General features: G+C 53.0%; 19 protein-coding genes, 1 tRNA gene and 1 pseudogene. 7 read left to right on the forward strand and 14 right to left on the reverse strand.

The window, feature by feature from the left end; translation table 11 throughout:
• Positions 1 to 98 precede the first annotated feature (98 nt).
• Entirely contained in the window at positions 99 to 1289 is a 1191-nt protein-coding gene (locus tag E1B03_RS03915; RefSeq protein WP_103768583.1) for a YjgN family protein, read from the forward strand.
• A gap of 123 nt (positions 1290 to 1412) precedes the next feature.
• Here E1B03_RS03915 and E1B03_RS03920 read toward each other — a convergent pair whose 3' ends face one another.
• The 3 genes from E1B03_RS03920 to pepA all read right to left on the reverse strand — a co-directional run bounded on the left by E1B03_RS03920 (position 1413) and on the right by pepA (position 6360).
• On the reverse strand, positions 1413 to 4268 hold the full coding sequence (locus E1B03_RS03920) for a valine--tRNA ligase (RefSeq protein ID WP_133085701.1): 2856 nt from the start codon (positions 4266 to 4268) through the stop codon (positions 1413 to 1415).
• Entirely contained in the window at positions 4268 to 4711 is a 444-nt protein-coding gene (gene holC, locus E1B03_RS03925; RefSeq protein ID WP_003830256.1) for a DNA polymerase III subunit chi, read from the reverse strand. Before holC ends, E1B03_RS03920 begins: the two co-directional genes overlap by 1 nt.
• Before the next feature lie 137 nt (positions 4712 to 4848).
• Positions 4849 to 6360 carry a leucyl aminopeptidase gene (gene pepA / locus E1B03_RS03930; protein WP_003025870.1) on the reverse strand — a complete coding sequence of 504 codons (1512 nt, stop codon included), beginning with the start codon at positions 6358 to 6360 and terminating at the stop codon, positions 4849 to 4851.
• Positions 6361 to 6513: 153 nt separating this feature from the next.
• Between pepA and E1B03_RS26330 the strand changes: the two genes are divergently transcribed.
• The 3 genes from E1B03_RS26330 to lptG all read left to right on the forward strand — a co-directional run bounded on the left by E1B03_RS26330 (position 6514) and on the right by lptG (position 8809).
• Positions 6514 to 6564, forward strand: a complete 51-nt coding sequence (locus E1B03_RS26330) for a hypothetical protein (RefSeq protein ID WP_212723231.1) — start codon at positions 6514 to 6516, stop codon at positions 6562 to 6564.
• A gap of 62 nt (positions 6565 to 6626) precedes the next feature.
• On the forward strand, positions 6627 to 7727 hold the full coding sequence (gene lptF, locus E1B03_RS03940; protein ID WP_103768580.1) for an LPS export ABC transporter permease LptF: 1101 nt from the start codon (positions 6627 to 6629) through the stop codon (positions 7725 to 7727).
• Positions 7727 to 8809 (forward strand): LPS export ABC transporter permease LptG, encoded by a 1083-nt coding sequence (gene lptG, locus E1B03_RS03945; RefSeq protein ID WP_103768579.1) that lies wholly within the window; start codon positions 7727 to 7729, stop codon positions 8807 to 8809. The genes lptF and lptG overlap by 1 nt, the downstream gene beginning before the upstream one ends.
• Before the next feature lie 645 nt (positions 8810 to 9454).
• Here the strand turns inward: lptG and E1B03_RS03950 are convergent.
• The 5 genes from E1B03_RS03950 to idnD form a co-directional block, all read right to left on the reverse strand.
• Positions 9455 to 10957 (reverse strand): helicase HerA-like C-terminal domain-containing protein, encoded by a 1503-nt coding sequence (locus E1B03_RS03950; protein WP_133085702.1) that lies wholly within the window; start codon positions 10955 to 10957, stop codon positions 9455 to 9457.
• Between the two features lie 79 nt (positions 10958 to 11036).
• A complete protein-coding gene (idnR, locus tag E1B03_RS03955; protein WP_103768578.1) occupies positions 11037 to 12035 on the reverse strand; it encodes a DNA-binding transcriptional regulator IdnR in 999 nt (332 codons plus the stop codon).
• A 52-nt stretch (positions 12036 to 12087) separates the two neighbouring features.
• Positions 12088 to 13407: a gnt-II system L-idonate transporter gene (gene idnT, locus E1B03_RS03960; protein WP_133085703.1), complete on the reverse strand. Its 1320-nt coding sequence runs from the start codon at positions 13405 to 13407 to the stop codon at positions 12088 to 12090.
• Between the two features lie 123 nt (positions 13408 to 13530).
• A complete protein-coding gene (idnO, locus tag E1B03_RS03965) occupies positions 13531 to 14295 on the reverse strand; it encodes a gluconate 5-dehydrogenase (protein WP_103768682.1) in 765 nt (254 codons plus the stop codon).
• 4 nt (positions 14296 to 14299) lie between these two features.
• On the reverse strand, positions 14300 to 15349 hold the full coding sequence (gene idnD, locus E1B03_RS03970; RefSeq protein ID WP_133085704.1) for an L-idonate 5-dehydrogenase: 1050 nt from the start codon (positions 15347 to 15349) through the stop codon (positions 14300 to 14302).
• A gap of 217 nt (positions 15350 to 15566) precedes the next feature.
• On the opposite strand from idnD, the gene idnK reads away from it, so the two are divergent.
• Positions 15567 to 16088: a gluconokinase gene (gene idnK / locus E1B03_RS03975; protein ID WP_043018258.1), complete on the forward strand. Its 522-nt coding sequence runs from the start codon at positions 15567 to 15569 to the stop codon at positions 16086 to 16088.
• A gap of 30 nt (positions 16089 to 16118) precedes the next feature.
• Here idnK and ahr read toward each other — a convergent pair whose 3' ends face one another.
• From ahr to E1B03_RS03990, 3 genes are all read right to left on the reverse strand, one after another.
• Positions 16119 to 17138 (reverse strand): NADPH-dependent aldehyde reductase Ahr, encoded by a 1020-nt coding sequence (ahr, locus tag E1B03_RS03980; protein ID WP_103768575.1) that lies wholly within the window; start codon positions 17136 to 17138, stop codon positions 16119 to 16121.
• 74 nt (positions 17139 to 17212) lie between these two features.
• The gene (locus E1B03_RS03985; protein ID WP_133085705.1) at positions 17213 to 17794 is read right to left on the reverse strand and encodes a class I SAM-dependent methyltransferase; all 582 of its coding nucleotides are present in this window, start codon (positions 17792 to 17794) and stop codon (positions 17213 to 17215) included.
• Positions 17794 to 18807, reverse strand: a complete 1014-nt coding sequence (locus tag E1B03_RS03990) for an HNH endonuclease (protein WP_133085706.1) — start codon at positions 18805 to 18807, stop codon at positions 17794 to 17796. Before E1B03_RS03990 ends, E1B03_RS03985 begins: the two co-directional genes overlap by 1 nt.
• Before the next feature lie 289 nt (positions 18808 to 19096).
• On the opposite strand from E1B03_RS03990, the gene E1B03_RS03995 reads away from it, so the two are divergent.
• Positions 19097 to 19181 (forward strand) — tRNA-Leu (locus E1B03_RS03995).
• Between the two features lie 57 nt (positions 19182 to 19238).
• Positions 19239 to 19376, forward strand: a pseudogene (locus tag E1B03_RS26415) (tyrosine-type recombinase/integrase); the annotation flags it as partial.
• Positions 19377 to 19741: 365 nt separating this feature from the next.
• On the opposite strand, the gene E1B03_RS04005 reads toward E1B03_RS26415, so the two are convergent.
• The 3 genes from E1B03_RS04005 to E1B03_RS04015 form a co-directional block, all read right to left on the reverse strand.
• Positions 19742 to 21058 (reverse strand): DNA cytosine methyltransferase, encoded by a 1317-nt coding sequence (locus tag E1B03_RS04005; protein ID WP_133085707.1) that lies wholly within the window; start codon positions 21056 to 21058, stop codon positions 19742 to 19744.
• A gap of 112 nt (positions 21059 to 21170) precedes the next feature.
• Positions 21171 to 22445 carry an LlaJI family restriction endonuclease gene (locus tag E1B03_RS04010; RefSeq protein WP_087051785.1) on the reverse strand — a complete coding sequence of 425 codons (1275 nt, stop codon included), beginning with the start codon at positions 22443 to 22445 and terminating at the stop codon, positions 21171 to 21173.
• Complete coding sequence (locus E1B03_RS04015) at positions 22432 to 24372, reverse strand: AAA family ATPase (protein ID WP_133085708.1); 1941 nt, start codon at positions 24370 to 24372, stop codon at positions 22432 to 22434. The genes E1B03_RS04010 and E1B03_RS04015 overlap by 14 nt, the downstream gene beginning before the upstream one ends.
• Positions 24373 to 24379 lie beyond the last annotated feature (7 nt).

A 24379-nucleotide genomic window follows, 5' to 3' on the forward strand; every position in this document is an offset into this window, starting at 1 on the left:
TACATTAGATAATTAAAGATAGTATTGTAACCGAACCAGTAATTGAATATTGGTTTTTATTTTCTATATTAATGGAAAGCATGTTAGGGATATCATTCATGAATGAGTTTGTTGGTGGTCAGGAAAATCAACGCCACACGTTTATTTTTACCGGTAAAGGGTGGCAGTATTTTGTTCTTTGTCTTGTCAATGTTTTGTTGAGTTGTATTACCCTGGGTATTTATATGCCGTGGGCGATAGTGAAATGTCGCCGATATATTTATGAGAATATGACTCTTAATGGTCAGGCTTTTACCTATAAGGCGACAGGTGGCGCGATCTTTGTAAGCTTCCTGTTGATCATGGTAATTTATAGCGTCAGCGTGAATTTTATCGTGCACGGCAGTCATCTCATTGGATTTACTTTGATTGGCTTACTGGTAGCAGCTCTTCCATTAATGGCCATAAAAAGCCTGCAATATCAGGCGGCGATGACATCGCTTAACGGTGTCAGCTTTGGCTTTTCCTGCTCAAAATTACAGGCCTGGCTTTATATGCTAGTAGTGCCAGTGGTACTTTCTCTGGTTAACTGGGGTGTGGTTTATCTTCTGAGCCTGGCCACAGAATCGCTGGATGGCAGCACGGGAATGCTGATCAGAATAGTGTTTATTGCGCTGGTGGGCATTGTCGGTATGGGTATCACTTATGGTATTACCTATGCAAAATGGATGCAGTTAATTGGTAATGGCGGGAGTTTTGGTATTCACCGTTTTGCCATTGGCGTTAATATGAAAGCGTGCATCGTAGGTTGTATTAAAGCCGTGCTGGTACTGCTGCCATTTGTAGTCGTGATAGCCTGGCTGATTGCCCCTATTTTTCTGCAAATGGTGATGCTGGCCGTGTTAGGCGTGGCTGATGACGCGTTTATCGTGGAAAATTATAGCAGAATAATGGCTTGCTACTTTCTCTATTTCGTCGGGATTATTGTTACCGTAAGTTATTTATATGTCACGCTACGCAATCTGTTTATGAATAACCTGATACTGGCTGAAGGTAAAATTCGTTTTCATTCTTCAGTCACGGCGCATGGCCTGGTCTGGCGTTTTGTGCTGGTGATGTTTATTTCGGGTATAACGCTTGGGTTGGCTTATCCATGGATGAAAATGTGGCTTGTCAGCTGGCTGGCCAGTAATTCCCATGTACAGGGTGATTTGGATTCGCTGGAACTGACCAACGACGATAATACGTTGGAAACTGGCCCGGCGATGTGGCTTTCACGTGGAGTGATGGCCTACATTCCGTTCATCTGATACATAAAAGCCGGAGCACGCTCCGGCTTTTATCGTCTGCGGTGTCGGATGCGCTACGCTTATCCGACCTACAATGACGGTGCCTGTGTGCCGGATAAACGTAGCGCCATCCGGCAAACAGCTTTACAGCGCGGCGATGACCGCCTGCTGTTCAATCAGCTTCGCTTTGGCTTCTGCGTAACCGTCCAGCTTCTCACGCTCTTTCGCAATGACCGCTTCTGGCGCACGAGCAACGAAACCTTCGTTGGAGAGCTTGCCTTCGATACGGGCAATCTCGCCTTCGATTTTCGTCACTTCTTTTGCCAGACGCGCCAGCTCATCTTCTTTGTTGATGAGGCCCGCCATTGGGATCAGCAGTTCGGCGCCGTCGATGATTTTGGTCACGGAAACCGGACCTTTGTCATCGGCTGGCAGCACGGTAATGCTTTCCAGACGTGCCAGGTTCAGCAGGAAGCTGCGGTTGTCGTTCACACGACGCTCCGCATCTTTGCTGCAACCGCGCAGCAGCAGCTCCAGCGGTTTGCCAGGCGCGATGTTCATTTCCGCACGGATGTTACGTACGGCAACGATCGCCTGTTTCAGCCATTCGGTATCAGCAAGCGCGGCTTCATCAACCTGTGCGGCGTTATATTCCGGGAACGGCTGCAGCATGATGGTATCTGCGGTGTTGCCGCAAATGATTTTCACGCGCTGCCAGATGGTTTCGGTGATGAACGGAATAATCGGGTGCGCCAGGCGCAGCAGACCTTCCAGCACGGTAACCAGCGTATTGCGGGTGCCGCGCAGTTCAGACTCGGAACCCCCGGTCATCACCGGCTTGGTCAGCTCCAGATACCAGTCACAGAACTGGTTCCAGGTGAACTCGTACAGGATGCCCGCAGCGATATCGAAGCGGAAGTTATCCAGCGCTTCGCGGTACGCTTTAACGGTCTGGTTGAATTCAGCCAGGATCCAGCGGTCTGCCAGAGACAGGGTCATTTCGCCGCCGTTGAAGCCGCAATCCTGATCTTCAGTGTTCATCAGCACGAAGCGGCTGGCGTTCCACAGCTTGTTACAGAAGTTACGGTAACCTTCCAGACGCTTCATATCCCAGTTGATGTCGCGGCCGGTAGAGGCCAGCGCCGCCAGGGTGAAACGCAGGGCGTCGGTGCCGTGCGGCTCGATGCCGTCCGGGAACTGTTTCTCGGTACGTTTAGCAATTTTCTCAGCCAGCTGCGGCTGCATCATGTTGCCGGTACGTTTCTCCAGCAGGTCTGCCAGGGAGATACCGTCGACCATATCCAGCGGGTCGATTACGTTACCTTTGGACTTGGACATCTTCTGGCCTTCGTCGTCACGAATCAGACCGGTCATGTAGACGGTCTTGAACGGAACCTGCGGCTTGCCGTTTTCATCTTTGATGAAGTGCATGGTCATCATGATCATGCGGGCAATCCAGAAGAAGATGATGTCGAAGCCGGAAACCATCACGCTGGTTGGGTGGAACTGACGCAGCGCGTCGGTGTTTTCCGGCCAGCCAAGGGTAGAGAAGGTCCACAGCGCGGAGGAGAACCAGGTATCCAGAACGTCTTCGTCCTGACGAAGCTGGACGTCGGCGCTGAGGTTGTTTTCCTGACGCACTTCGTCTTCGGTACGGCCGACATAGACGTTGCCGTCGTTGTCATACCATGCCGGGATGCGATGACCCCACCACAGCTGACGAGAGATACACCAGTCCTGAATATCACGCATCCAGGAGAAGTACATGTTTTCGTACTGCTTCGGCACGAACTGAATGTCGCCATTCTCAACCGCTTCAACCGCCGGTTTCGCCAGCACGTCGGCACGGACGTACCACTGGTCGGTCAGCATTGGCTCGATAACCACGCCGCCACGGTCGCCGTAAGGAACGGTCAGATCGTGAGGTTTGATCTCTTCCAGTAGGCCCATCGCATCGATGGCAGCCACGATGGCTTTACGCGCGGCAAAACGTTCCAGCTTCTGGAATTCAGCCGGGATAGCATTGGAGTAAACGTCGGATTCTTCGCCCTTGGTGTCATAAACTTCCGCGGTTTCGCGGATGTCGCCATCAAAGGTCAGAATGTTGATCATTGGCAGGCCGTGACGTTTCCCGACTTCGTAGTCGTTAAAGTCGTGCGCAGGCGTGATCTTCACGCAGCCGGTGCCTTTTTCCATATCGGCATGTTCATCGCCCACGATCGGAATACGGCGGTCAACCAGCGGCAGAATAACGAACTTGCCGATCAGATCTTTATAACGCGGATCTTCCGGGTTCACGGCCACGCCGGTATCGCCCAGAATAGTTTCCGGACGGGTGGTGGCGACGACCAGGTAATCTTTACCGTCTGCGGTTTTCGCGCCGTCGGCCAGCGGATAGCGGATGTGCCACATCGAGCCTTTCGACTCGCGGTTTTCCACTTCCAGGTCAGAGATGGCGGTGCGCAGTTTCGGGTCCCAGTTTACCAGGCGCTTGCCACGGTAAATCAGATCTTCTTTGTACAGGCGAACGAAGACTTCTTTCACGGCATTGGAAAGACCTTCGTCCATGGTGAAGCGCTCGCGCTCCCAGTCAACCGAGTTGCCGAGACGGCGCATCTGACGGGTAATGGTGCCGCCGGATTCTGCTTTCCACTGCCAGATTTTGTCGATGAAGGCATCGCGACCGTAGTCGTGACGGGTTTTACCTTCTTCAGCGGCAATCTTACGCTCAACCACCATCTGGGTGGCGATACCCGCGTGGTCGGTACCGGCCTGCCACAGGGTGTTTTTGCCCTGCATGCGCTGGTAGCGAATCATGGTATCCATGATGGTTTGCTGGAAAGCATGACCCATATGCAAACTGCCGGTGACGTTCGGCGGCGGGATCATGATGCAGAAGGACTCTTTGCTTTCATCGCCGTTAGGTTTGAAATAGCCCTGCTTTTCCCAGTGCTCGTAAAGCGGCTGTTCGATATCTTGTGGGTTGTATGTCTTTTCCATTATTTCCAGGTTGCCGTATTCAGGTTAAAACCAGCCACGCGGTAAGCTTTGTAGCGATCGCGTGCCGATTGTTTCAAAGAATCTTCGTAAGGAACGAAGTCTATCACTTCTGTGAAAGCGGTGGCAAAATCTGCAAAGCCAACGCGCAAACTGATCAGCAGGTCGCGCGGGCTGCTGTTACGTTTCTCCGGCCAGGCAATTTCTACCGGCGCGCCGCCTCTGGGGCCTTCGCCCGCCAGATTATGCGGAACAAAGCTTTCTGCCGGTCTTGCCCACAGGGCTTCATCCAGTCGAAGAGCCTGCTTTTCGTTTTCGCAGGCGATCAGCACGCGCTTGCCAGCCCGCCAACGTTCTGCGGCAATTTCACACACCAGTTGCTCGACGGCGCTTAAGCCATCGACGGTGTTGTCATTGTCCAGAATATAGAACGTTGCGTTTCTCATAATATGGGGCTTCTTGTGGTGGATTTAAATGCGTTGCCATGATGCACACCGTAGGCCTGATAAGGCGCAATAGCGCCGCCATCAGGCGTTTTGCCGGATGGCGCTGCGCTTATCCGGCCTACGGGGCAATCTCAAACTTACTCTTCGCCGTTAAAACCTGCACGATTGAGCAGGAACTGCGACAGCAACGCGACCGGACGACCGGTTGCGCCTTTGGCTTTACCCGAACGCCATGCGGTACCGGCGATGTCCAGGTGTGCCCAGTTGTACTTACGGGTAAAGCGTGACAGGAAGCAGCCCGCAGTAATAGCCCCGCCAGGACGTCCGCCGATGTTCGCCATATCTGCAAAGTTGGACTCTAACTGCTCCTGGTATTCATCACCCAGCGGCAAACGCCACGCGCGGTCGCCAGCCTGCTCGGACGCACCGATCAGCTCATGCGCCAGCGGGTTGTGGTTCGACATCAGGCCGGTGATGTGATGGCCCAGCGCAATCACGCACGCGCCGGTCAGGGTCGCGACGTCAATCACCGCTTCCGGTTCAAAGCGCTCGACGTAGGTTAACACGTCGCACAGCACCAGGCGGCCTTCAGCGTCGGTATTGAGCACTTCAACGGTCTGCCCAGACATGGTGGTCAGCACGTCGCCCGGGCGATATGCGCGGCCACCCGGCATGTTTTCACAGCCCGCAAGCACGCCGACGACGTTGATGGGCAACTGAAGCTCAGCCACCATACGCATCACGCCGTATACTGCTGCCGCGCCGCACATGTCGTACTTCATCTCATCCATGCCTTCGGCTGGTTTGATGGAGATACCGCCGGAGTCAAAGGTTAACCCTTTACCGACCAGCACAATCGGACGCGCGTCTTCGGACGGATTGCCTTTGTACTCAATGACCGACATCAGCGACTCGTTTTGCGAACCGTGACCGACGGCCAGATAAGAGTGCATGCCCAGTTCTTTCATCTGCTGCTCACCGATCACCCGGGTCACAACATTTTTGCTGTAGCTGTCTGCCAACTGACGCGCCTGAGAGGCCAGATAAGCGGCGTTACAGATGTTCGGCGGCATGTTGCCAAGATCTTTTGCCGCTTTAATGCCGGCGGCGATCGCCAGACCGTGCTGGATAGCACGCTCACCGCTGGTCAGTTCACGGCGAGTTGGCACGTTGAAGACCATTTTACGCAGCGGGCGACGCGGCTCGCTTTTGTTAGTCTTCAGTTGATCAAAGCTGTACAGCGTTTCCTGTGCCGTTTCAACAGCCTGGCGCACTTTCCAGTAGTTATTGCGCCCTTTTACGTGCAGCTCAGTCAGGAAGCAGACGGCTTCCATTGAGCCAGTATCATTCAGCGTATTGATGGTTTTCTGAATGACTTGCTTGTACTGGCGCTCATCAAGTTCGCGCTCTTTGCCACACCCAATGAGGAGAATTCGCTCAGAAAGAACGTTAGGAACATGGTGCAGCAACAGGGTTTGACCCGGTTTGCCTTCCAGTTCGCCACGACGCAGCAGTGCGCTGATGTACCCGTCGCTGATCTTGTCGAGCTGCTCTGCAATCGGAGAGAGGCGGCGTGGTTCAAAGACTCCCACGACGATGCACGCACTCCGCTGTTTCTCCGGGCTACCGCTTTTTACACTGAACTCCATGCACTACGCTCCTGAATCTTAAAGACAACGGCGGTGGCTACGGATAGAATTGCAAGCTTTCGTAACTCATACCCGCTGTTGCGGTGACTTCGTGTTAATCTTAACGTTATTACGGCATTGGCACGTCAGAACAATTTCTGAGAGGTGGATCCGTTGAGTATAATGATCTTAGCGACGATTTCGACGACTCAAGAGAATAAATGACGTTTAAGCCATGAAACAAGCTAAATTCCGGCAAAAGACGGGTTTTTACGGGCGTATTTAAAGTGATAATCATAAGATATCTGGTTCGGGAAACGCTCAAAAGCCAACTGGCGATCCTATTCATTCTGCTTTTGATCTTCTTTTGTCAAAAGTTAGTCAGGATCCTTGGTGCGGCTGTTGACGGTGATATCCCGGCAAATCTGGTGCTCTCGCTGCTGGGGCTGGGCGTGCCAGAAATGGCGCAACTTATCTTGCCCTTAAGCCTGTTCCTCGGGCTGCTGATGACGCTGGGCAAACTGTATACCGAAAGTGAAATTACGGTCATGCACGCCTGCGGGCTGAGCAAGGCTGTGCTGGTGAAAGCGGCGATGGTGCTGGCGCTGTTCACCAGTATTATTGCCGCGGTCAACGTGATGTGGGCCGGACCGTGGTCCTCCAGACATCAGGACGAAGTCCTGGCGGAGGCGAAAGCGAACCCCGGAATGGCGGCGCTTGCTCAGGGGCAATTCCAGCAGGCGACGAACGGCAGTTCGGTACTGTTTATTGAAAGCGTTGACGGCAGTAACTTCAAAGATGTGTTTCTCGCGCAAATCCGCCCGAAAGGTAACGCCCGTCCTTCGGTGGTGGTAGCGGATTCTGGACATCTTACCCAGATGCGCGATGGCTCCCAGGTCGTGACGCTGAACCAGGGGACGCGCTTTGAAGGAACCGCGCTGCTGCGCGATTTCCGCATTACCGACTTCCAGGATTACCAGGCGATTATCGGTCACCAGGCCGTGGCGCTGGATCCAAACGATACTGACCAGATGAATATGCGTACGCTGTGGACGACCGACAACGATCGCGCCCGCGCGGAGCTGACCTGGCGTATCACGTTAGTCTTCACCGTATTTATGATGGCGCTGATGGTCGTACCGTTGAGCGTGGTGAACCCGCGTCAGGGTCGCGTACTGTCCATGCTGCCAGCAATGCTGCTCTATTTGCTGTTCTTCCTGGTGCAGACGTCGCTGAAGTCGAACGGTGGCAAAGGTAAGCTGGATCCGGTGTTCTGGATGTGGACGGTTAACCTGGCGTATCTGGCGCTGGCGATTGTGCTTAACCTCTGGGATACGGTGCCGATGCGCCGCTTGCGTGCCCGTTTTATGCGTAAAGGAGCGGTATAATGCAGCCTTTTGGTGTACTTGACCGCTATATCGGTAAAACCATTTTCACCACCATCATGATGACGTTGTTCATGCTGGTGTCGCTCTCCGGGATCATCAAGTTTGTCGACCAGCTGAAAAAAGCCGGGCAGGGGAGCTACGATGCGATGGGCGCCGGGCTGTATACCCTGCTCAGCGCGCCGAAAGATATCCAGATCTTCTTCCCGATGGCGGCGCTGCTGGGTGCTTTGCTGGGTCTGGGCATGCTGGCCCAGCGCAGCGAACTGGTGGTGATGCAGGCTTCCGGCTTTACCCGTATGCAGGTGGCGTTGTCGGTGATGAAAACCGCGATTCCGCTGGTGCTGCTGACGATGGCCATCGGTGAATGGGTGGCACCGCAGGGCGAACAGATGGCGCGTAACTACCGTGCGCAGCAGATGTACGGCGGCTCGTTGCTCTCAACGCAGCAGGGGTTATGGGCGAAAGATGGCGACAGCTTTGTCTACATCGAGCGGGTGAAAGGTGACGCCGAGTTAGGCGGGATTAGCATCTACTCCTTCAACGACAAACGCCGTCTGCAGTCTGTTCGCTATGCTGCAAGCGCGACGTTTGACCCGGAGCAGAAGGTCTGGCGTCTGGCGCAGGTGGATGAATCCAACCTGACCAATCCGAAGCAAATCACCGGCTCGCAAACGGTGAGCGGTACCTGGAAAACCAACCTTACGCCCGACAAGCTCGGCGTCGTGGCGTTGGATCCTGACGCGCTGTCGATTAGCGGTCTGCATAACTACGTGAAGTACCTGAAGTCGAGTGGCCAGGATGCCGGACGCTACCAGCTCAATATGTGGAGCAAAGTCTTCCAGCCGCTGTCTGTGGCGGTCATGATGCTGATGGCGCTGTCGTTTATCTTTGGTCCGCTGCGTAGCGTCCCGATGGGCGTGCGCGTGGTGACAGGGATTAGCTTTGGCTTTGTGTTCTATGTGCTGGACCAAATCTTTGGCCCGCTGACGCTGGTGTACGGCATTCCGCCGATTATCGGTGCGCTGCTGCCAAGTGCCAGTTTCTTCCTGATTAGCCTATGGCTGATGCTGCGTAAGTCGTAATCACTGGTCGCCATCAGGCAGTGCCTGATGGCGCTGCGCTTATCAGGCCTACCCAGGACCCGTAGGTCGGATAAGGCGTTTACGCCGCTATCCGGCACAGTACCACGCAGTGCCTGATGGCGCTGGGCTTATCAGGCCTACTCAGGGCCTGTAGGCCGGATAAGGCGTTTACGCCGCCATCCGGCAACGTACCACGCAGTGCCTGATGGCGCTGGGCTTATCAGACCTACCCAGGATCCGTAGGTCGGATAAGGCGTTTACGCCGCTATCCGGCACAGTACCACGCAGTGCCTGATGGCGCTGGGCTTATCAGGCCTACCCAGGACCCGTAGGTCGGATAAGGCGTTTACGCCGCCATCCGGCAACGTACCACGCAGTGCCTGATGGTGCTGGGCTTTTCAGGCCTAACCAGGGCCTGTAGGTCGGATAAGGCGTTTACGCCGTCATCCGGCACAGTACCACGCAGTGCCTGATGGCGCTGGGTTTATCAGGCCTACTCAGGGCCTGTAGGTCGGATAAGGCGTTTACGCCGCCATCCGGCAACGTAACAGGCAGTGCCTGATGGCGCTGGGCTTATCAGGTCTACTCAGGGCCTGAAGGTCGGATAAGGCGTTTACGCCGCCATCCGGCAACGTAACACGGGGACTAACGTTTTCTTCCGCCCATCAAACTCCCCAACATGCCGCGGATTATCTGATTGGTGACCTGTCGCGCCGCGCTTTTCGCCACGCTCTGTACCACGCCATCGCGCTTGCCGCCGCGTGGTCCGGTGCTGCCAAACAGAATATCCTTCAACCCACCGAGAATACCGCCGTCCACATCAATCGATTTACCGTTGGCGGGGGGCGTATTTTGCTGCTCGGTGCTGGCCTGCACGCCTTGCTGCAAACGTTCGTAGGCGGACTCTCGGTCGATCTCTTCCTCATATTTGCCGTACAGCGAGGAGTGATTAATCAGCCCGTTGCGCTCATCGTCCGTCACCGGCCCCATCCGTGAACACGGCGCAATGACCATCGCTCGCTCAACCACCGACGGGCTACCTTTGGCATCGAGAAACGAGATCAGCGCCTCGCCGGTGCCCAGCTCCTGAATGGCTTTCTCGGTATCAAACGCCGGATTGGCGCGCATGGTTTGCGCTGCTGTTTTCACCGCTTTCTGATCTTTCGGCGTAAAGGCGCGCAGGGCGTGCTGCACGCGGTTCCCCAACTGCCCGAGCACGTTGTCCGGAATATCGGACGGGTTTTGCGAAACGAACCACACGCCGACCCCTTTCGAGCGGATCAGGCGGATCACCTGTTCGATTTTATCCAGCAATACCTGCGGGGCGTCGTTGAACAGCAGGTGGGCTTCGTCGAAGAAAAATACCAGCTTCGGTTTTTCCAGATCGCCCGCTTCCGGCAGTTGTTCGTACAGTTCGGAGAGCATCCACAGCAGGCTGGCGGCGTATAGTTTGGGCATCTGGTAGAGCTTCTCGGCGCTGAGGATATTAATCATCCCTTTACCGCTGGCGTCGGTACGCATCCAGTCTTTGATATCCAGCATCGGCTCGCCAAAGAAGTGCGCCGCCCCTTGCTGTTCCAACGACAAAAGTCCGCGCTGGATAGCGCCGACCGAGGCGCTGCTGATGTTGCCGTACTGGTTCTGGAACGATTTAGCGTTGTCGCCGATGTACTGGGTGATGGCCCGCAGATCTTTGAAATCCAGCAGCAACAGACCCTGGTCATCGGCAATGCGGAAGATAATATCCAGTACGCCAGATTGCACGTCGTTGAGGTTTAGCAGACGCGCCAGCAGCAGCGGACCGAGATCAGAGACCGTGGCCCGCACAGGATGGCCTTTTTCGCCGAAGATATCCCACACCGTGACCGGATTAGCATGCGGTTGCCAGTCGGTAATGCCGATGTTTTTCAGGCGGGCGAGCAGCTTTTCAGAGGCTTGTCCTTCCTCGGCTACGCCGGTTAGGTCACCTTTCACATCGGCCATAAATACCGGCACGCCAATCTCGGACAGCGATTCGGCCAGCTTCTGTAGCGTGACGGTTTTACCGGTCCCGGTCGCGCCGGTAATCAGTCCGTGACGGTTGGCCATACCTGGCAGTAAAAACAGTTCGGTGTCCGGCGTGCGGGCAATTAGCAGGGGTGCGCTCATTGAGATTTCCTCCATTTATCCTGCCTGGAGTATAGGCAATGTCCATCAAAGAGAGTATGCGATGGCGAGAGAAAATGACTTAAAGCGTATTGCCGTGGTAAATCTGATACCCCAAATCCACAGTGTTGTGATTATGGTCGTTGTTCTTGATTTTGCTCAGCAACATCTGCGCCGCCATACGACCAATGTCGAAACGTGGGGTGATCACGCTGGCGAGGCTGGGGATCATCTGCCGGCCCATTTCCAGCCCGTGAAAACCAGCAATTGAGATCTGCTCCGGAACGGCCAGTTCGCGCTCGCGGCACAGCAGCAGCGCGCCCATCGCTATATCGTCGTTGGTGCAAAAGACCCCGTCTAAATCCGGATGCGCGGTGAGCGCGTCACGCATCATCTGGGTGCCGAGATGAATGGACGAAATAGAGCGCGGATTGACGCGTAGCGGCACCAGACCCCGACGCGTCATGGCATCGCAATAGCCGCGATAGCGCTGTTCATCGCGGACGTCGTCCTTCGAACCAAGGTAGAGGATTTTGCGGCGCTGGCGTTTATCCAGCATGGTGCTGACCATATCAAACGCCGCCTGACGGTTATCGAACCCTACTTCCATGTCCAGACGATCGCCCTGAATGTCCATTAGTTCCACCACCGGAATGTTGGCAGAGCGCAGAAATTTAACCGTGCGTAGAGTGTGATATTTTTCGGACAGGATAATGCCGTCGATATTATACGACAGCAGGTTGATCACCGACTCTTCCTCGGATTCCCGGTCGTAGTTGTAGTTAGCGATCAGCGTCTGATAGTTATGGTCCGAGGTGACCGACTCAATACCGGCCAGAATGTCAGCGAACAGCTGGTTTTGAAACGAGGGGATCAGCACGCCGAGCGTATAGCTTTGTGCATTCAACAGCATCGCGGGGGCGCGGTTAGGGATGTAATTAATCTCCTCCATAATCTGCGCAATGCGTTCACCGGTTTCCTTTGCGACCTTTTTCGGCGAGCGAATGTAGCGGCTCACCGTCATTTTGGTCACGCCCGCCAGCGTGGCGATGTCTTGCAAAGAAATTCTGTGGTTCCTCATTTTCTCTCCAGTACCGGGGAGCGCTGACCTGTGCTCCCCGGTGATGACCGTCTTAATGCAGGATGGCGTTCAGCGCCAGAACACCCAGCAGCCCCATAATAGAAATCAGCGTTTCCATCACCGTCCAGGTGCGCAACGTTTCCCCCACGCTGAGATTAAAATAGCCTTTAAACAGCCAAAATCCCGGATCGTTAACGTGGGAGGCAATCACGCTACCCGCGCCGGTAGCCAGTACCATCAGCGCCGGGTCGGCGTGGGTGACGTTAATAATCGGCAGTACCACGCCTGCGGTAGTGATCGCTGCCACGGTGGCTGAACCGAGCGCGATGCGCAGCAACGCGGCGACCGTCCAGCACATCAGCAGCGGAGAGAGCGACGTGCCGGTCATCAGGTGCGAGATATATTGCCCCACGCCGCTGTCGACCAGAACCTGCTTAAACGCGCCGCCCACGGCGATGATGAACACAATCATCGCGATCGCGCCGATAGAGTCGCCAATGATATCCATAATTTGCTCGATCGTCCGTCCGTTACGTCGACCAAGGGTAAAAATGGCGAGCACGATAGCGATAAACAACGCGACCGCAGGGTTACCGATAAACTCAAAGAACACCCGCACGCTGTTGGTTTTCGGCAGCGTAATTTCGCACACTGCGGCGATAGCCATCAGTATGACCGGGATAACTGCCGCAAAGATACTGTTCCAGAACGACGGCATCTCTTCTTCGGTGAACAGATGCGGGTTGAATAACCCCTCCGGCGGCGCTTTTTCAAAGCGGGTCAGCAGCTTAGAAAATAGCGGCCCGGCGACAATCACCGTCGGGATAGTAATAATAAAGCCGTACAGCAGGGTGGTGCCGAGATTAGCCTCGAAAATGGTGGCAATCGCGGTAGGCCCCGGATGCGGCGGCAGAAAACAGTGGGTCACGGACAATGCTGCGACCATCGGCACGCCAACATACAGCAGCGGCAGGCCGGAAGAGGCCACCACCGTAAACACCAGCGGTAGCAGCAGAACAAAGCCGACTTCGAAGAACATCGCCAGACCGACCACCAGACCGGTGATCACCAGCGCCCACTGCACGCGTTTTTTACCGAACGTGCCAATCAGCGTGGTGGCGATGCGCTGAGCCGCGCCGGTATCGGAAATCAGCTTGCCGAGCATGGCGCCGAACCCGAGGATCATCGCCAGCCCGCCGAGCGTCCCGCCGATCCCATTTTGTATAGAGTGTAAAACGGCCTGGGCGTCCATCCCTTCGGCAAAACCGACGACCGCCGCCACCAGGACCAGGGCAATAAAGCCGTTAACTTTAAAGCCAATCATCAGGACCAGGAGCAGCGCGACGCCTGCCGCAATTATTATTAATGGCATAATCGTTTCTCTTATATCCCCTTCATCCTTCAAGTTGCAGGTGTGTTGGCTGCAACTCGAATGATTTAGGGGGGAGCCAAAAATGCAGCGCCTGGGCGCTGCGTGATGTTGCGTTGTGTGGTATCAGACGGCGACCAGCATGCCGCCATCGACAAACAACAGGTGACCGTTTACAAAATCGGATGCTTTAGAAGAGAGGAATACCGCCGCGCCGATCAGCTCCTGCGGATCGCCCCAGCGCGCGGCAGGTGTACGTTTGCACAGCCAGGAGGTGAAGGCTTCATCCTCGACCAGCGCTTTGGTCATTTCGGTTTTGAAGTAGCCCGGCGCAATACCGTTGACCTGGATATTGTGGCGCGCCAGCTCAACGCACATTCCGCGGGTGAGCATTTTTACCGCGCCTTTGGAGGCGGCGTACGGCGTGATGGTGTCGCGGCCCAGTTCGCTCTGCATGGAACAGATGTTGATGACCTTCCCGGCCTGACGTTCCACCATACGACGCGTTACCGCCTGCGAGACCAGGAATACCGCCGTCTGGTTAACGGCAATCACATCGTTCCAGTCCTGTTCCGGGAACTCGGTAAACGGATGGCGACGCTGGATACCGGCGTTATTCACCAGCACATCAATTTGGCCAATGTCTTTTTCGATATGGTCGATGGCGGCATCAATGTCCTGTTTATGCGTAACATTGAACGGCGCAGCAACGGCGCGGATCCCTTCCTGCTGCAGTCTGGCGACGGCGGTTTCAGCACGCTCTGGCGTAATATCATTGACGATAATCTGCGCGCCATATTTTCCCAGCCCGGTCGCCAGTAAATAACCAATACCCTGAGCCGAACCGGTGATCAGAATGTTTTTGCCATCCAGTGAAAAAAGATCGTTCATCATGTTATTCCTTATTTGTTTCTGCAAAAACGAGCTGGACTTTCGCCGCCTGGGTTTTATCCCCGGCGAAGATCAGCGCTTGTTCAAGTTCGGTAAACGGATATTCGGCGCTGAGTAACGGCAGAGGGTCGATAACGTTATTCGCCAGCCACGACACCGCGGTGTTGAACTCGGTGGTAAAGCGGAACGAGCCTTTGAGCGCGATCTCTTTGCCGATCAGCATCATCATCGGGAAGTCCGGCACCGCGCCGCCCATGCCGACCTGCACCATCACGCCTTTTGCGCGGGTCACTTCCAGACAGGTGGTAATTGAGGACGGATGGCCGGAGACTTCGAAGCTAACGTCGAAGTAGCCTTTCTCTTTTTTCCACTCGTCGAGCGAGTCTTGCTGAGGGTTAATCAGCGTGTCGGCACCCATCTGCTGGGCCAGCGACAGCGAGCGCGGGCTGATATCAGCACAGACAATCTCTGCCGCGCCGAGCGTTTTCACCGCACTGACGATCAGACAGCCGATAGGACCGACGCCGGAGATAAATACGCGCTTGCCCTGCAGGTCGCCCGCTTCATGCGCGGCGTGGATCGCTACCGCCAGCGGTTCGGCAAAGGCCATGACTTTTTCATCAGCCTCTTGCGGGTAAGGGATGCACTGCGCGGTATCGACGCTTTTAAACCGGGTAAAACCACCGTCGACATGGGGAAAATACATGGCGCTGCCAAAAAAGCGCATTTCCGTGCACTGGTTTTCCTCGTGCTGCAAACAGTATTTACAGTGGCCGCAGGGCTTCGACGGATTAATCGCCACCGACTGACCTTCATGTAATTCTTTTGCGTCGCTGTGCACTACTTTACCAATAACTTCATGGCCTAAAATCATCGGCGCTTTAACGGTAAAATTACCGACTTTCCCTTCCTGATAATAATGTAAATCGGAACCGCAAATTCCCCCGCGGGTAATTTGTACCAGTGTTCCTTTATTATTCCATTCAATATTTTGGTCGGTTATGGCAACAGTTTTCTTACCCGCGACAACGCAGGATTGGGTTTTGACTTGCATAAATGCCTCACTGGTCAGGTAGTAACCTCGGCAGCATTTAAACGGTTTTAATTGTTATTATTTGTGACGCAGGTCACGCTGGAAAATTGTTACACTACAATGTTACGCATAACGTGATGCGCCTTGTAAATCTGTGCAGCCGCGGCGAAAAAAGGTGAATTCTACAATGTGGAAGGCGTAGTATCGCGCCATGGAATATGAATCTGGAGTTTTTTCGATGGCCGGGGAAAGTTATATTTTGATGGGCGTTTCGGGTAGCGGTAAATCTTTAATTGGCAGCAAAGTTGCCGCGGTATTATCGGCTAAATTTATTGATGGCGACGATCTCCATCCGGCTAAAAATATTGATAAAATGTCTGAAGGTATTCCATTAACCGATGAAGACAGGCTTCCCTGGTTAGCGCGATTAAATGACGCCTCATACAGTTTATATAAAAAGAATGAGACCGGGTTTATTGTTTGCTCGTCATTAAAAAAACAGTATCGCGATATATTGCGCCAGGGCAGCCCGAATGTACATTTCCTGTGGCTGGACGGCGACTACGAGACTATTCTGGCGCGCATGCAGCGTCGGGCAGGGCATTTTATGCCGGTGGGATTACTCAAAAGCCAGTTCGATGCGCTGGAGTGCCCGCAGGAGGATGAACGCGATATTGCCCGCATCGACGTGAACCATGACATCGAGCATGTGACGGAACAGTGCCGCCAGGCGGTGCTCGCGTTTCGTAACGGGCAATAGGCCCAGCCCCTTGCGGGACTGAGCCCGGCATCAGAAGTCGGCTTTCAGCACCACGCGGTAGCGGGCCTTGCCGTCACGCACGTGCTGGATAGCGTCGTTAATTTGCGACATCGGGTACAGCTCGGTGGTAGGCGACACCTTGCTGCGACCGGCAAACTTCATCAGCTTGCGCAGTTCGAATGGTGTACCGGTCGCCGAACCGGAGATGCTGCGATCGCCGGCGATTAAGGTAAACGCCGGCACCGGCAGCGGTTTCATCACCGCGCCGACGGTGTGGAAATTACCGCCGTAGGCCAGCGCTTCAAAATAGGGCTGCCAGTCGAGATCGACGTTAACCGTGTTAATAATGAGATCGAACTGGCCTGCCAGCGCTTTTAGCGCATCCGGATCGCGGCTGTTGACCACTTTATCCGCCCCCATCGCCAGCACTTCCTGCTCTTTCGCTGGATTGGAGCTGAACGCGGTGACTTCGCAACCCATCGCGTGTAACAGCTTAATGGCGATATGCCCCAGGCCGCCGATGCCGATCACCCCGACGCGGCTGGTGGCGGTAATATGGTGCATCAGCAGCGGTTTGAACACCGTGATGCCGCCGCACAGCAAGGGGCCAGCCGCCGCCAGGTCGATGCTCTCCGGCAGCGGGATCACCCACTGCCAGTCGGCCCGCAGCTTCTCGGCAAAGCCGCCGCGATTAAGAATGGTGGGCACGGACCCTTCCAGACAGTTGATCTGATTGCCGCTTATACAGGCGTCGCAGTGCCCGCAACTGCGCGCCGTCCAGCCGATGCCGACACGCTGACCAACCTTCAGACCCTTATCCTGCGCCGCGCTGCCGAGCGCCGCCACGCGACCAATCACCTCATGCCCGGCAACCAGTGGATACTGAGAGAATCCCCATTCGTTGTCGATCATCGACAAATCGGAATGGCAGATACCGCAGTAATCGACCTGGACTTCGACATCTTCCGGCTTAAGCTCGCCCGCATCATACTCATAGAGTTCGAGTTCGCTGCCCGCCGCTTTTGCAGCGTAGCTTTTTATCATCGACATCGTGTTCCCCTCAGTGTGGTGTTGAACTGGAAGTGTAGAGCATGGGGAAACGGGACGCTTCGCAGAAGGGGGGATTAAGGCCTTTTCTGCAATAATGCGTTGAGCCACATTTCGTCACGCTCGGGACGCTTATCACGCGTCGTCCAGCTGCTGATTAGCGTGATATCGCTCAGCGGCGCGAGCAGCTTTTCCAGACCTTGTTCAGTGAGATCGGTAAAGTGGCGACCGTCTTTCACTCTTTCTGTTTCGCCGTATTTGAAAGATACATACCAGGTACCGCCCGTTTTAAGCGCGCGGGCGAGTTTGCTCATTACGCCGGGTAACGCTTCGGCACTTACATGCAGCAACGACGCGCAGCACCAGATACCATCATAGTGTTCAGTGTTGGCGATATCGTTAAATGCCATCTGTCTGACGCACAGCCCGGCATGTTGGCTGGCAAGGTTAACCATTTCCGCAGAGGCATCGAACGCTTCGACTTGATAACCTTTTTCCAGGAAGGCTTTACTGTCACGACCGGAGCCGCAGCCTGCATCCAGAATACGTCCGCTCTGCGGGAGGTGTCGCAGGAAGGGGAGATAAAGCGATTCCATATCGACATTAACCGTCGAGCTAAAAAAATCCTGCGCGTGGCGCTGGTAATAATCGAGAGTCATCAGAATGTATCCGTTCCTTGTGCAATGGGTTCCCACTGGTGAAAGAGTATTTTAATAGCTTCGTTCCAGCTGTCGTTCAAAAATGTGTTTCTCAACGCCTGGGTTGTCCCCGTCTGGCGTATCAACGTTTCACGCAGCGGAAGATGGCTGTTAATAAAGTATTCATTTCGGTCCCGTAGCCGCTGGAGTAGCCTGGTCGAAGGAAGTTGGGCAAATTTACCTTTCCCACCACGGTTACACTCCTTGCAGGCGAGTACCAGATTCCAGACGCCATCGATATTCGCCACCTGTCCCCGCGCTTTCCACGGGATAAAATGATCAACATCAGCGAAGGTGTCGTCGCCAGCTTGCAGGCTGATGGGGGCAAAACAGTAGAAGCAGCGCCCCTTCTGATAGCCGTTCAGGCTGTCCCGACAGCTGGAGATTGCCACCCGTCGGTCACTGTTCCTGCTAAACAACATTTGGTCATCGTCGTCATATTCGACGTTAATCAGGTGGCTGGAGATATTCATTGCCCAGCCCTGCTCGACCAGGTTCCAGCGTGCATCCGTTTCAAAGCTGAAGTTTCGGTATTGCAGGCGTTCACCCAGATTGTAGAAGTTATCCGTCATCCGGATACCTTTATGCGTTTTACGCTCATCGATAAAAAAGCGTTTCTCAATCTCACCCTGATTCACATTGTGAAAGGCATCAATCACGTTGTTAAACCCCTGGCGGACGGTGATGGCGGTGAGTTCATCCCGAGTGATCTCGCCGCTATTAAATTGCGTACAGGCGGTAATAAACTGGCTGCTGCGTGAGGTAATCTGCTTTGGTGCGTGTTTTAGATGACGGCACAAATGGGTGCTGAACGGTACGGCCAGCTCCTCAAGCGCGATCAGATCGCTGCCGTCAGGTTTGAGATCGTACAACGCGTGGGCGAGGGCAAACTTGTAGGAAGCCACATTTTTGCCGAAAAGGATAATCCCGCGCCAGTAGTTCTCCAGCGTGGGTTCAACCTGATAGAAACGCATAATGGTGTCCTGAGCGTGGTGAGTAACCGCTATTACGGGATTCAGTAACGACATCTCATAGTAAACGGCAGCAAATGTAAACCGAGCGGGTCACGTTGCATTTTTTTGCGAAGCGGATTCCTAAAATAATCCGGTTCAGGGTGAGAAGCGCAGGGGCAAGCAGGGGAGTAGAGAGGCCGAACAGGAATGACGCTGTTTTTTTCGACACTTAGTGAGACTATCGCATGCTGGTGCTTGCATGGTGGCGCATGACAGGTATAATTCACAACGTTTTCCGCATCCCTTCCGTGCCGGAGTGGCGAAATCGGTAGACGCAGTTGATTCAAAATCAACCGTAGAAATACGTGCCGGTTCGAGTCCGGCCTTCGGCACCATTAGTACTTCCAAGACCATCCGAAAAAGCCCAATTATTTCTTAAAAATCAATATGTTGTGCGTTCCAGTGAGTTGCATTTCGCGCGTTGGGATGAGTTCGACTTCGATAAATCTCTCTGGCGAGTACCTGCAAAACGAGAAGAAATTAAAGGTGTGCGTTACTCGTACCGCGGCATGAAGATGAAAGAGGAGCACACCCGCACAGTGCGTTGGGATATCTCTTTCCGAGAGAATACCCGCGGCAGCGGGCATCGTTAATTTAAGCTACAAAAGCTGTCCGGAGATGGCGGGTCAAGAGCAGTCGGAAGGAAGATCTCTAAAAGTGAATGGTTCGTTTTGAAGGGATGCTTAGATTGGCAAAAAAGTGGTGAAGCCATCAGATCGGAAGTGGATGGCGCAGTATGCAGTCTAACAATGAGGAATATTGTGATAATGAAAAGGGTACGTATGTAGTGATGTGATTTACTGCCATAGCAAACGCAAACCGTGGCAGTATTACATTGGCTGCTTCAGTAAAGGAGGGGCATCACATCAAGACATTTTCTTCCACTGCAGGGTCATTAGCCTGTTGTTCGCTCCAGACTCTGGTTCTTACCAGCCAGTATTTCGGCTTTTTTCATAGTTTCGACCAACTGTTCCGAGACCGCACGGATGACATTCATGCAGACAGAGTTGCCAAATTGCTTGTAGATCTGGCCCTGTGAAACAGCATCGACGATGTAGTCGTCAGGGAATCCCTGTAGACGTGCACATTCCCGCGGAGTTAGCTTGCGCGGGTTCCTACCCAAATGTGACTGGTCAATCAGGATTTCGGAGCCGTCCTTGTAATAACGGGCACTGATGGTATTAGTGTATTCACTGTCCTTGTTGAAAAGAGAATAGCCGAAACCGTTTCCTTTCTTTTCGTGTTCCAGTTTTCGTTTCTGGTGACCCATCCACAGTCTATCCGAGATGGTATATCTGTCTTGTGACAGAGGCAGACGATCGAGGTCTTCCAGAATGTCACCAACACGGGTCGGAGTCATAGGAGGTACCGGCCATCTGAATACACTGTCAAAATCCACGCCCCTATAATAGTCACGGTCAAAACCAACGATGAAAATACGTTCACGGTTCTGAGGGGCACCGAAGTCACCTGCACGCAGTACACGGTAATCGACCCAGTAATTGAGTTTTTCGGACAGAGCATTGCGGGCATCCTCACTAATCGGGATATCGTCCGGAACGGAATGGGGTCCGTTGCCCCGCAGGATATCGAGAATGGTCTTCAGGGTACGACCCTTATCATGTCCCTGCAGTTGCTTGACATTTTCCAACATGAATGCCTTTGGACGCTTGGCTGTCATGATCCGCTGGATTTCGAAGAACATGGTTCCACGGGTATCGCTGAAACCTTTTTTCAAACCGGCCTGTGAAAAAGCCTGGCATGGAAATCCGCCAAGCAGTACATCGTGATTAGGAATGTCGGATGCCGGAATTCTAGTGATATCACCTTGGGGCATTTCGCCGAAATTCGTTAGATAGGTCTTCTGGGAGAACTTGTCCCATTCGGATGAGAATACACAGTGCCCTCCTTGCTGCTGATAAGGAAGACGAATACCGCCGATACCAGCAAACAGATCGATGAAGGTGAAATTGCATTCATTTGCAGGCTTCTGGCGGAAAGGTGCGTTTTCCAGATATTCAGTCATCTTCTTTTCCAAATCGAGAATGGCCTGCCATTTGACGGAAGACGGTTCATGTTCCTCTTCTTCCCATCCTCGGACCGTACGTTCTCCGGCTGCACCGAGTCCGAGAAGATTGGCAAATTCGGTGCGACCTATGCCTAATTTTTTTCTCATATTTTTGATATATTGGAATTTATTCTTACTGTCCATCCCATGCTCACCTTATCCGGTTTTATTCCCGGCGATAGTATCACTGTACGGATGATCAATCAATGAGGGGGTCTCATGTCTATCGACATTTCTAGGCATAGTCCGAATCTTTTCAGACTGTAAAAATTTCGCGGGTCAGTTCTACCAGCTTTTCTCCAGTTGAATACAGCCGAAGTAGTTCTAGGGGATCCTGGTAATGGCAATGAATCGGCGGATATTCGGACAGACAGTCAGCTTCCGTAACCAGAACCTTTCCCCTTTCCGCAACATGGACAGCCCTGAGTGGCTTTTCTGTTCCAGGAAAAATGAAATGGTTTGTGATGTGGGTACCGACCGGCACTAGGTAAGAAAGCGCCTTCTGGTAGAAAAACTGTTTTACCAGATCCGGCCAACCAGGAGCACTATCCGGTGTCTTCGCATCATAGTATTTGGCATCAATGATCGCGACGTGCGTTTTTTCTTCATTGTGGAGAACCGTATCCGTTCTCTGGTTCTTGTTGGCAACGGGAACAAACTTGTCACTGCCGGCCAGATACACGGGTATAGGCAATTTATTATTAACTCGGTATTTACCCACCAAGCATTCATCCAGCATGGCTTCCCACAGACTGTGAAACTTCCTGACACCGATAAGAACCCCGCCATTCCCCGTTCCTCTCCCTGTTTCAAGATACATGATCAGTCTGCGCAAAAGGAAAATATCCCTTTCGGAATAGCTGAACTGCAGTTCTCTTCTTAGGTGTACAACCCATGAGAAAACATTTCCCTCAGGACGCGGAACATTCTGCAGTTGTTCAGGAGTGCCCTGACTGCCTGTCCAGAGCATTCCGTATACCTGATAGAGCTCCCTCATTACAGAGGCATGAATCTTTGCTGTCTCGCTATCGGTGAGGTAGCGCGAACGTGTGGTTACAGTATCGATATATACAGGCCCAGATGGGCTAGGATAGGCAGTCCCTCGAGCAATAGTCTCCGGCCATACAACTTTTCCGGAGTTGGTTGTATCGACTCTAATCCGGCGGACATAGAGACCATTCGTCTGATAGTCGTCAATCAGTGCAGTTGCCAACGACAGGGATTCACCACCGATAAGTCCGGTTCCTGCATCCCCATCAAAAACACCGGTGTCTCTATCTCGGTAAAATTTCAGGAGTGAGCGGAGCAGATAATGTGCTGAAAGAGCCTGCGATTCACGAGAAGAACTGTTATTTCGTGGCAGAAATACAGCCAGACCTCCACTGAAAGATATGACTCCACAGAAATGGATTTTCTGCATGTCGGGGGCCAGCAGCCCCCTGTTTCTCAGCTCATCGAGCACGGTCACAGGAATACTGCGATCGGTGACAGGTGTCCTGTCTGAAAGATACAGAATATCAACTGGCAACATCTTGCGGATCTCTGTACATGTCAACAGGAGTGCCCACCCCTTCAAGTCTGTTCTCTACGGCAATAGAGAAAACAGCCATGTCATTGCGAAATGCTGCAGATAGGTTGCCGAAAGTCCTGAAGGTAGACGCAAATATTTTCTGGTGTCCGACATGTCTCAGCACATCATCCCACAAATAGATGAACAGTTTTCCGCCAAGGGCAGCTTTCGCTGCTTCCCCATTTTCCAATTCTTTAGAATCTAGGAAAAACGGGCCGACCAGACGATCCTCTGCTATTTCACATTCGACAAGGGTGTCATTAATAATTTGAGCAAAATCGCGCCAGAGTACCGAATATTTTCCTGAATTGGTGGTGAAAACGATTTCGGTTTGTGGGATCTCCGGTTTTGATAAATCGATTGGCAGATATTCGAAATTCCAGCGCCGTTTGAATGCAGTATCTAGCGGCATAACTGCCTGATCACTGCTGTTCATGGTAGCCAGTAGAGACATATTGGACGGGATCCGTAGGCTATCGACAGGAGTACATCCCATAGTACCTAGTTCCATATTAATATACTCGAGCATATCCGGATCAGTGGCATTGATACTGTAGGTACTCGTTCCATCAGGCTCCCTGTCTAGAAGCTGGAAAAGCTCGCCGAAGACAGCTGCAGCAGAAGCACGGTTGATTTCTTCGATAATGAGACAGACCTTTCTGTCTGGACGAGCAATGGCCAGTATGAGAGCGCAGGTAAAAGGGCCTGGTCTGAAACTGTAGGTTATGCTGCTTTCGCCCTGTTCATTCTTTTCCATTTTAGGCTTCAGGGCACCGACAAAATCGTTATGCTGAGTATCAGGATGGAAAACTGTGACAATCTTTTCTGCACCGTCACTCATTTCACCATGGACCCTGTAACTTTTTCCCGTACCGGGTGCCCCATAGAAGATTCTGTTCGTTCCACCGGTCACTCTAGGTCCGGATACTGAGGCTCTAGTCGATGACTCGAAAAAGAACTTGCCCTCTCTGTTCCGGATACTCATCCCCAGCCATAAACCGGAAACCAGAACCGATATTTTTTCAAGTGAATCGGGAGTATCCAAGAGACCCTTTCTGATGAAAATATATTTCTCCAGCGGAACAGAAAAATGGACGGGATTCTGGACATACAGCGCATTGCCGGGTTCCCTAGATGGGCGGAGAAGAAATGCCCTGTCTATATCATTCCATGAAACAAATTCGGCATCGGGGTCAGACCCCAGTAAAGGCTCAAACTGACCGGACCAGCCAATCGTTGTCATTATTCTGAACAGTAGTTCATCCCCTTCAGGAACACTGAACATATAAGGAAGACTGGGCATATATCTCCTTTGAAGGTAATCATATGTTTCTTGAGAACGCACCAGATCAAGAATCAGGGTACCGAGTGTTTCCGAGCTTACATTCGGGACCGGCAATGATGCCAGCAAGACCGATTTGACAAAATCATCGGATTGCCTATAACTCTTTTTCCCAGTTTTTGAGCTCGTGTTTATTAGATTTTTTGCCTCAAGTCTTGTTCTGGGATCTTTGAAAGCCCAGAAAAAGTTGCTGCGGCTGTAGATGTCCAGCGAAACGAGCGCCTGCTCGTTTGACGTTCCGCTTTCGATCATTGCTTCGAATTCTGCCGGAAACATATTTTTTTTGATTTCTTCGAATACAGAGATGTAGTTGTCCAGTAGTCTTACAAATGGCCCGATCTTTAGCATATACATCAGATACTGGCATGGTATATAACAGTGATACCCGCTTCCAGTTTCCATCCGTGCTGTATGGTCCAGCAATGTCAGTCCGGTTTTTGATAGAACCGTTCTTGTTTCATCATCGAATCCGATCTCATCGAATTGCCATGCCGATTCTGGTTCATTTTTGAACCAGTTCATTACCATATCCAGTTCTGAAAGCATACTTGTC

The organism is Citrobacter arsenatis, from assembly GCF_004353845.1.
Taxonomy (GTDB): domain Bacteria; phylum Pseudomonadota; class Gammaproteobacteria; order Enterobacterales; family Enterobacteriaceae; genus Citrobacter; species Citrobacter arsenatis.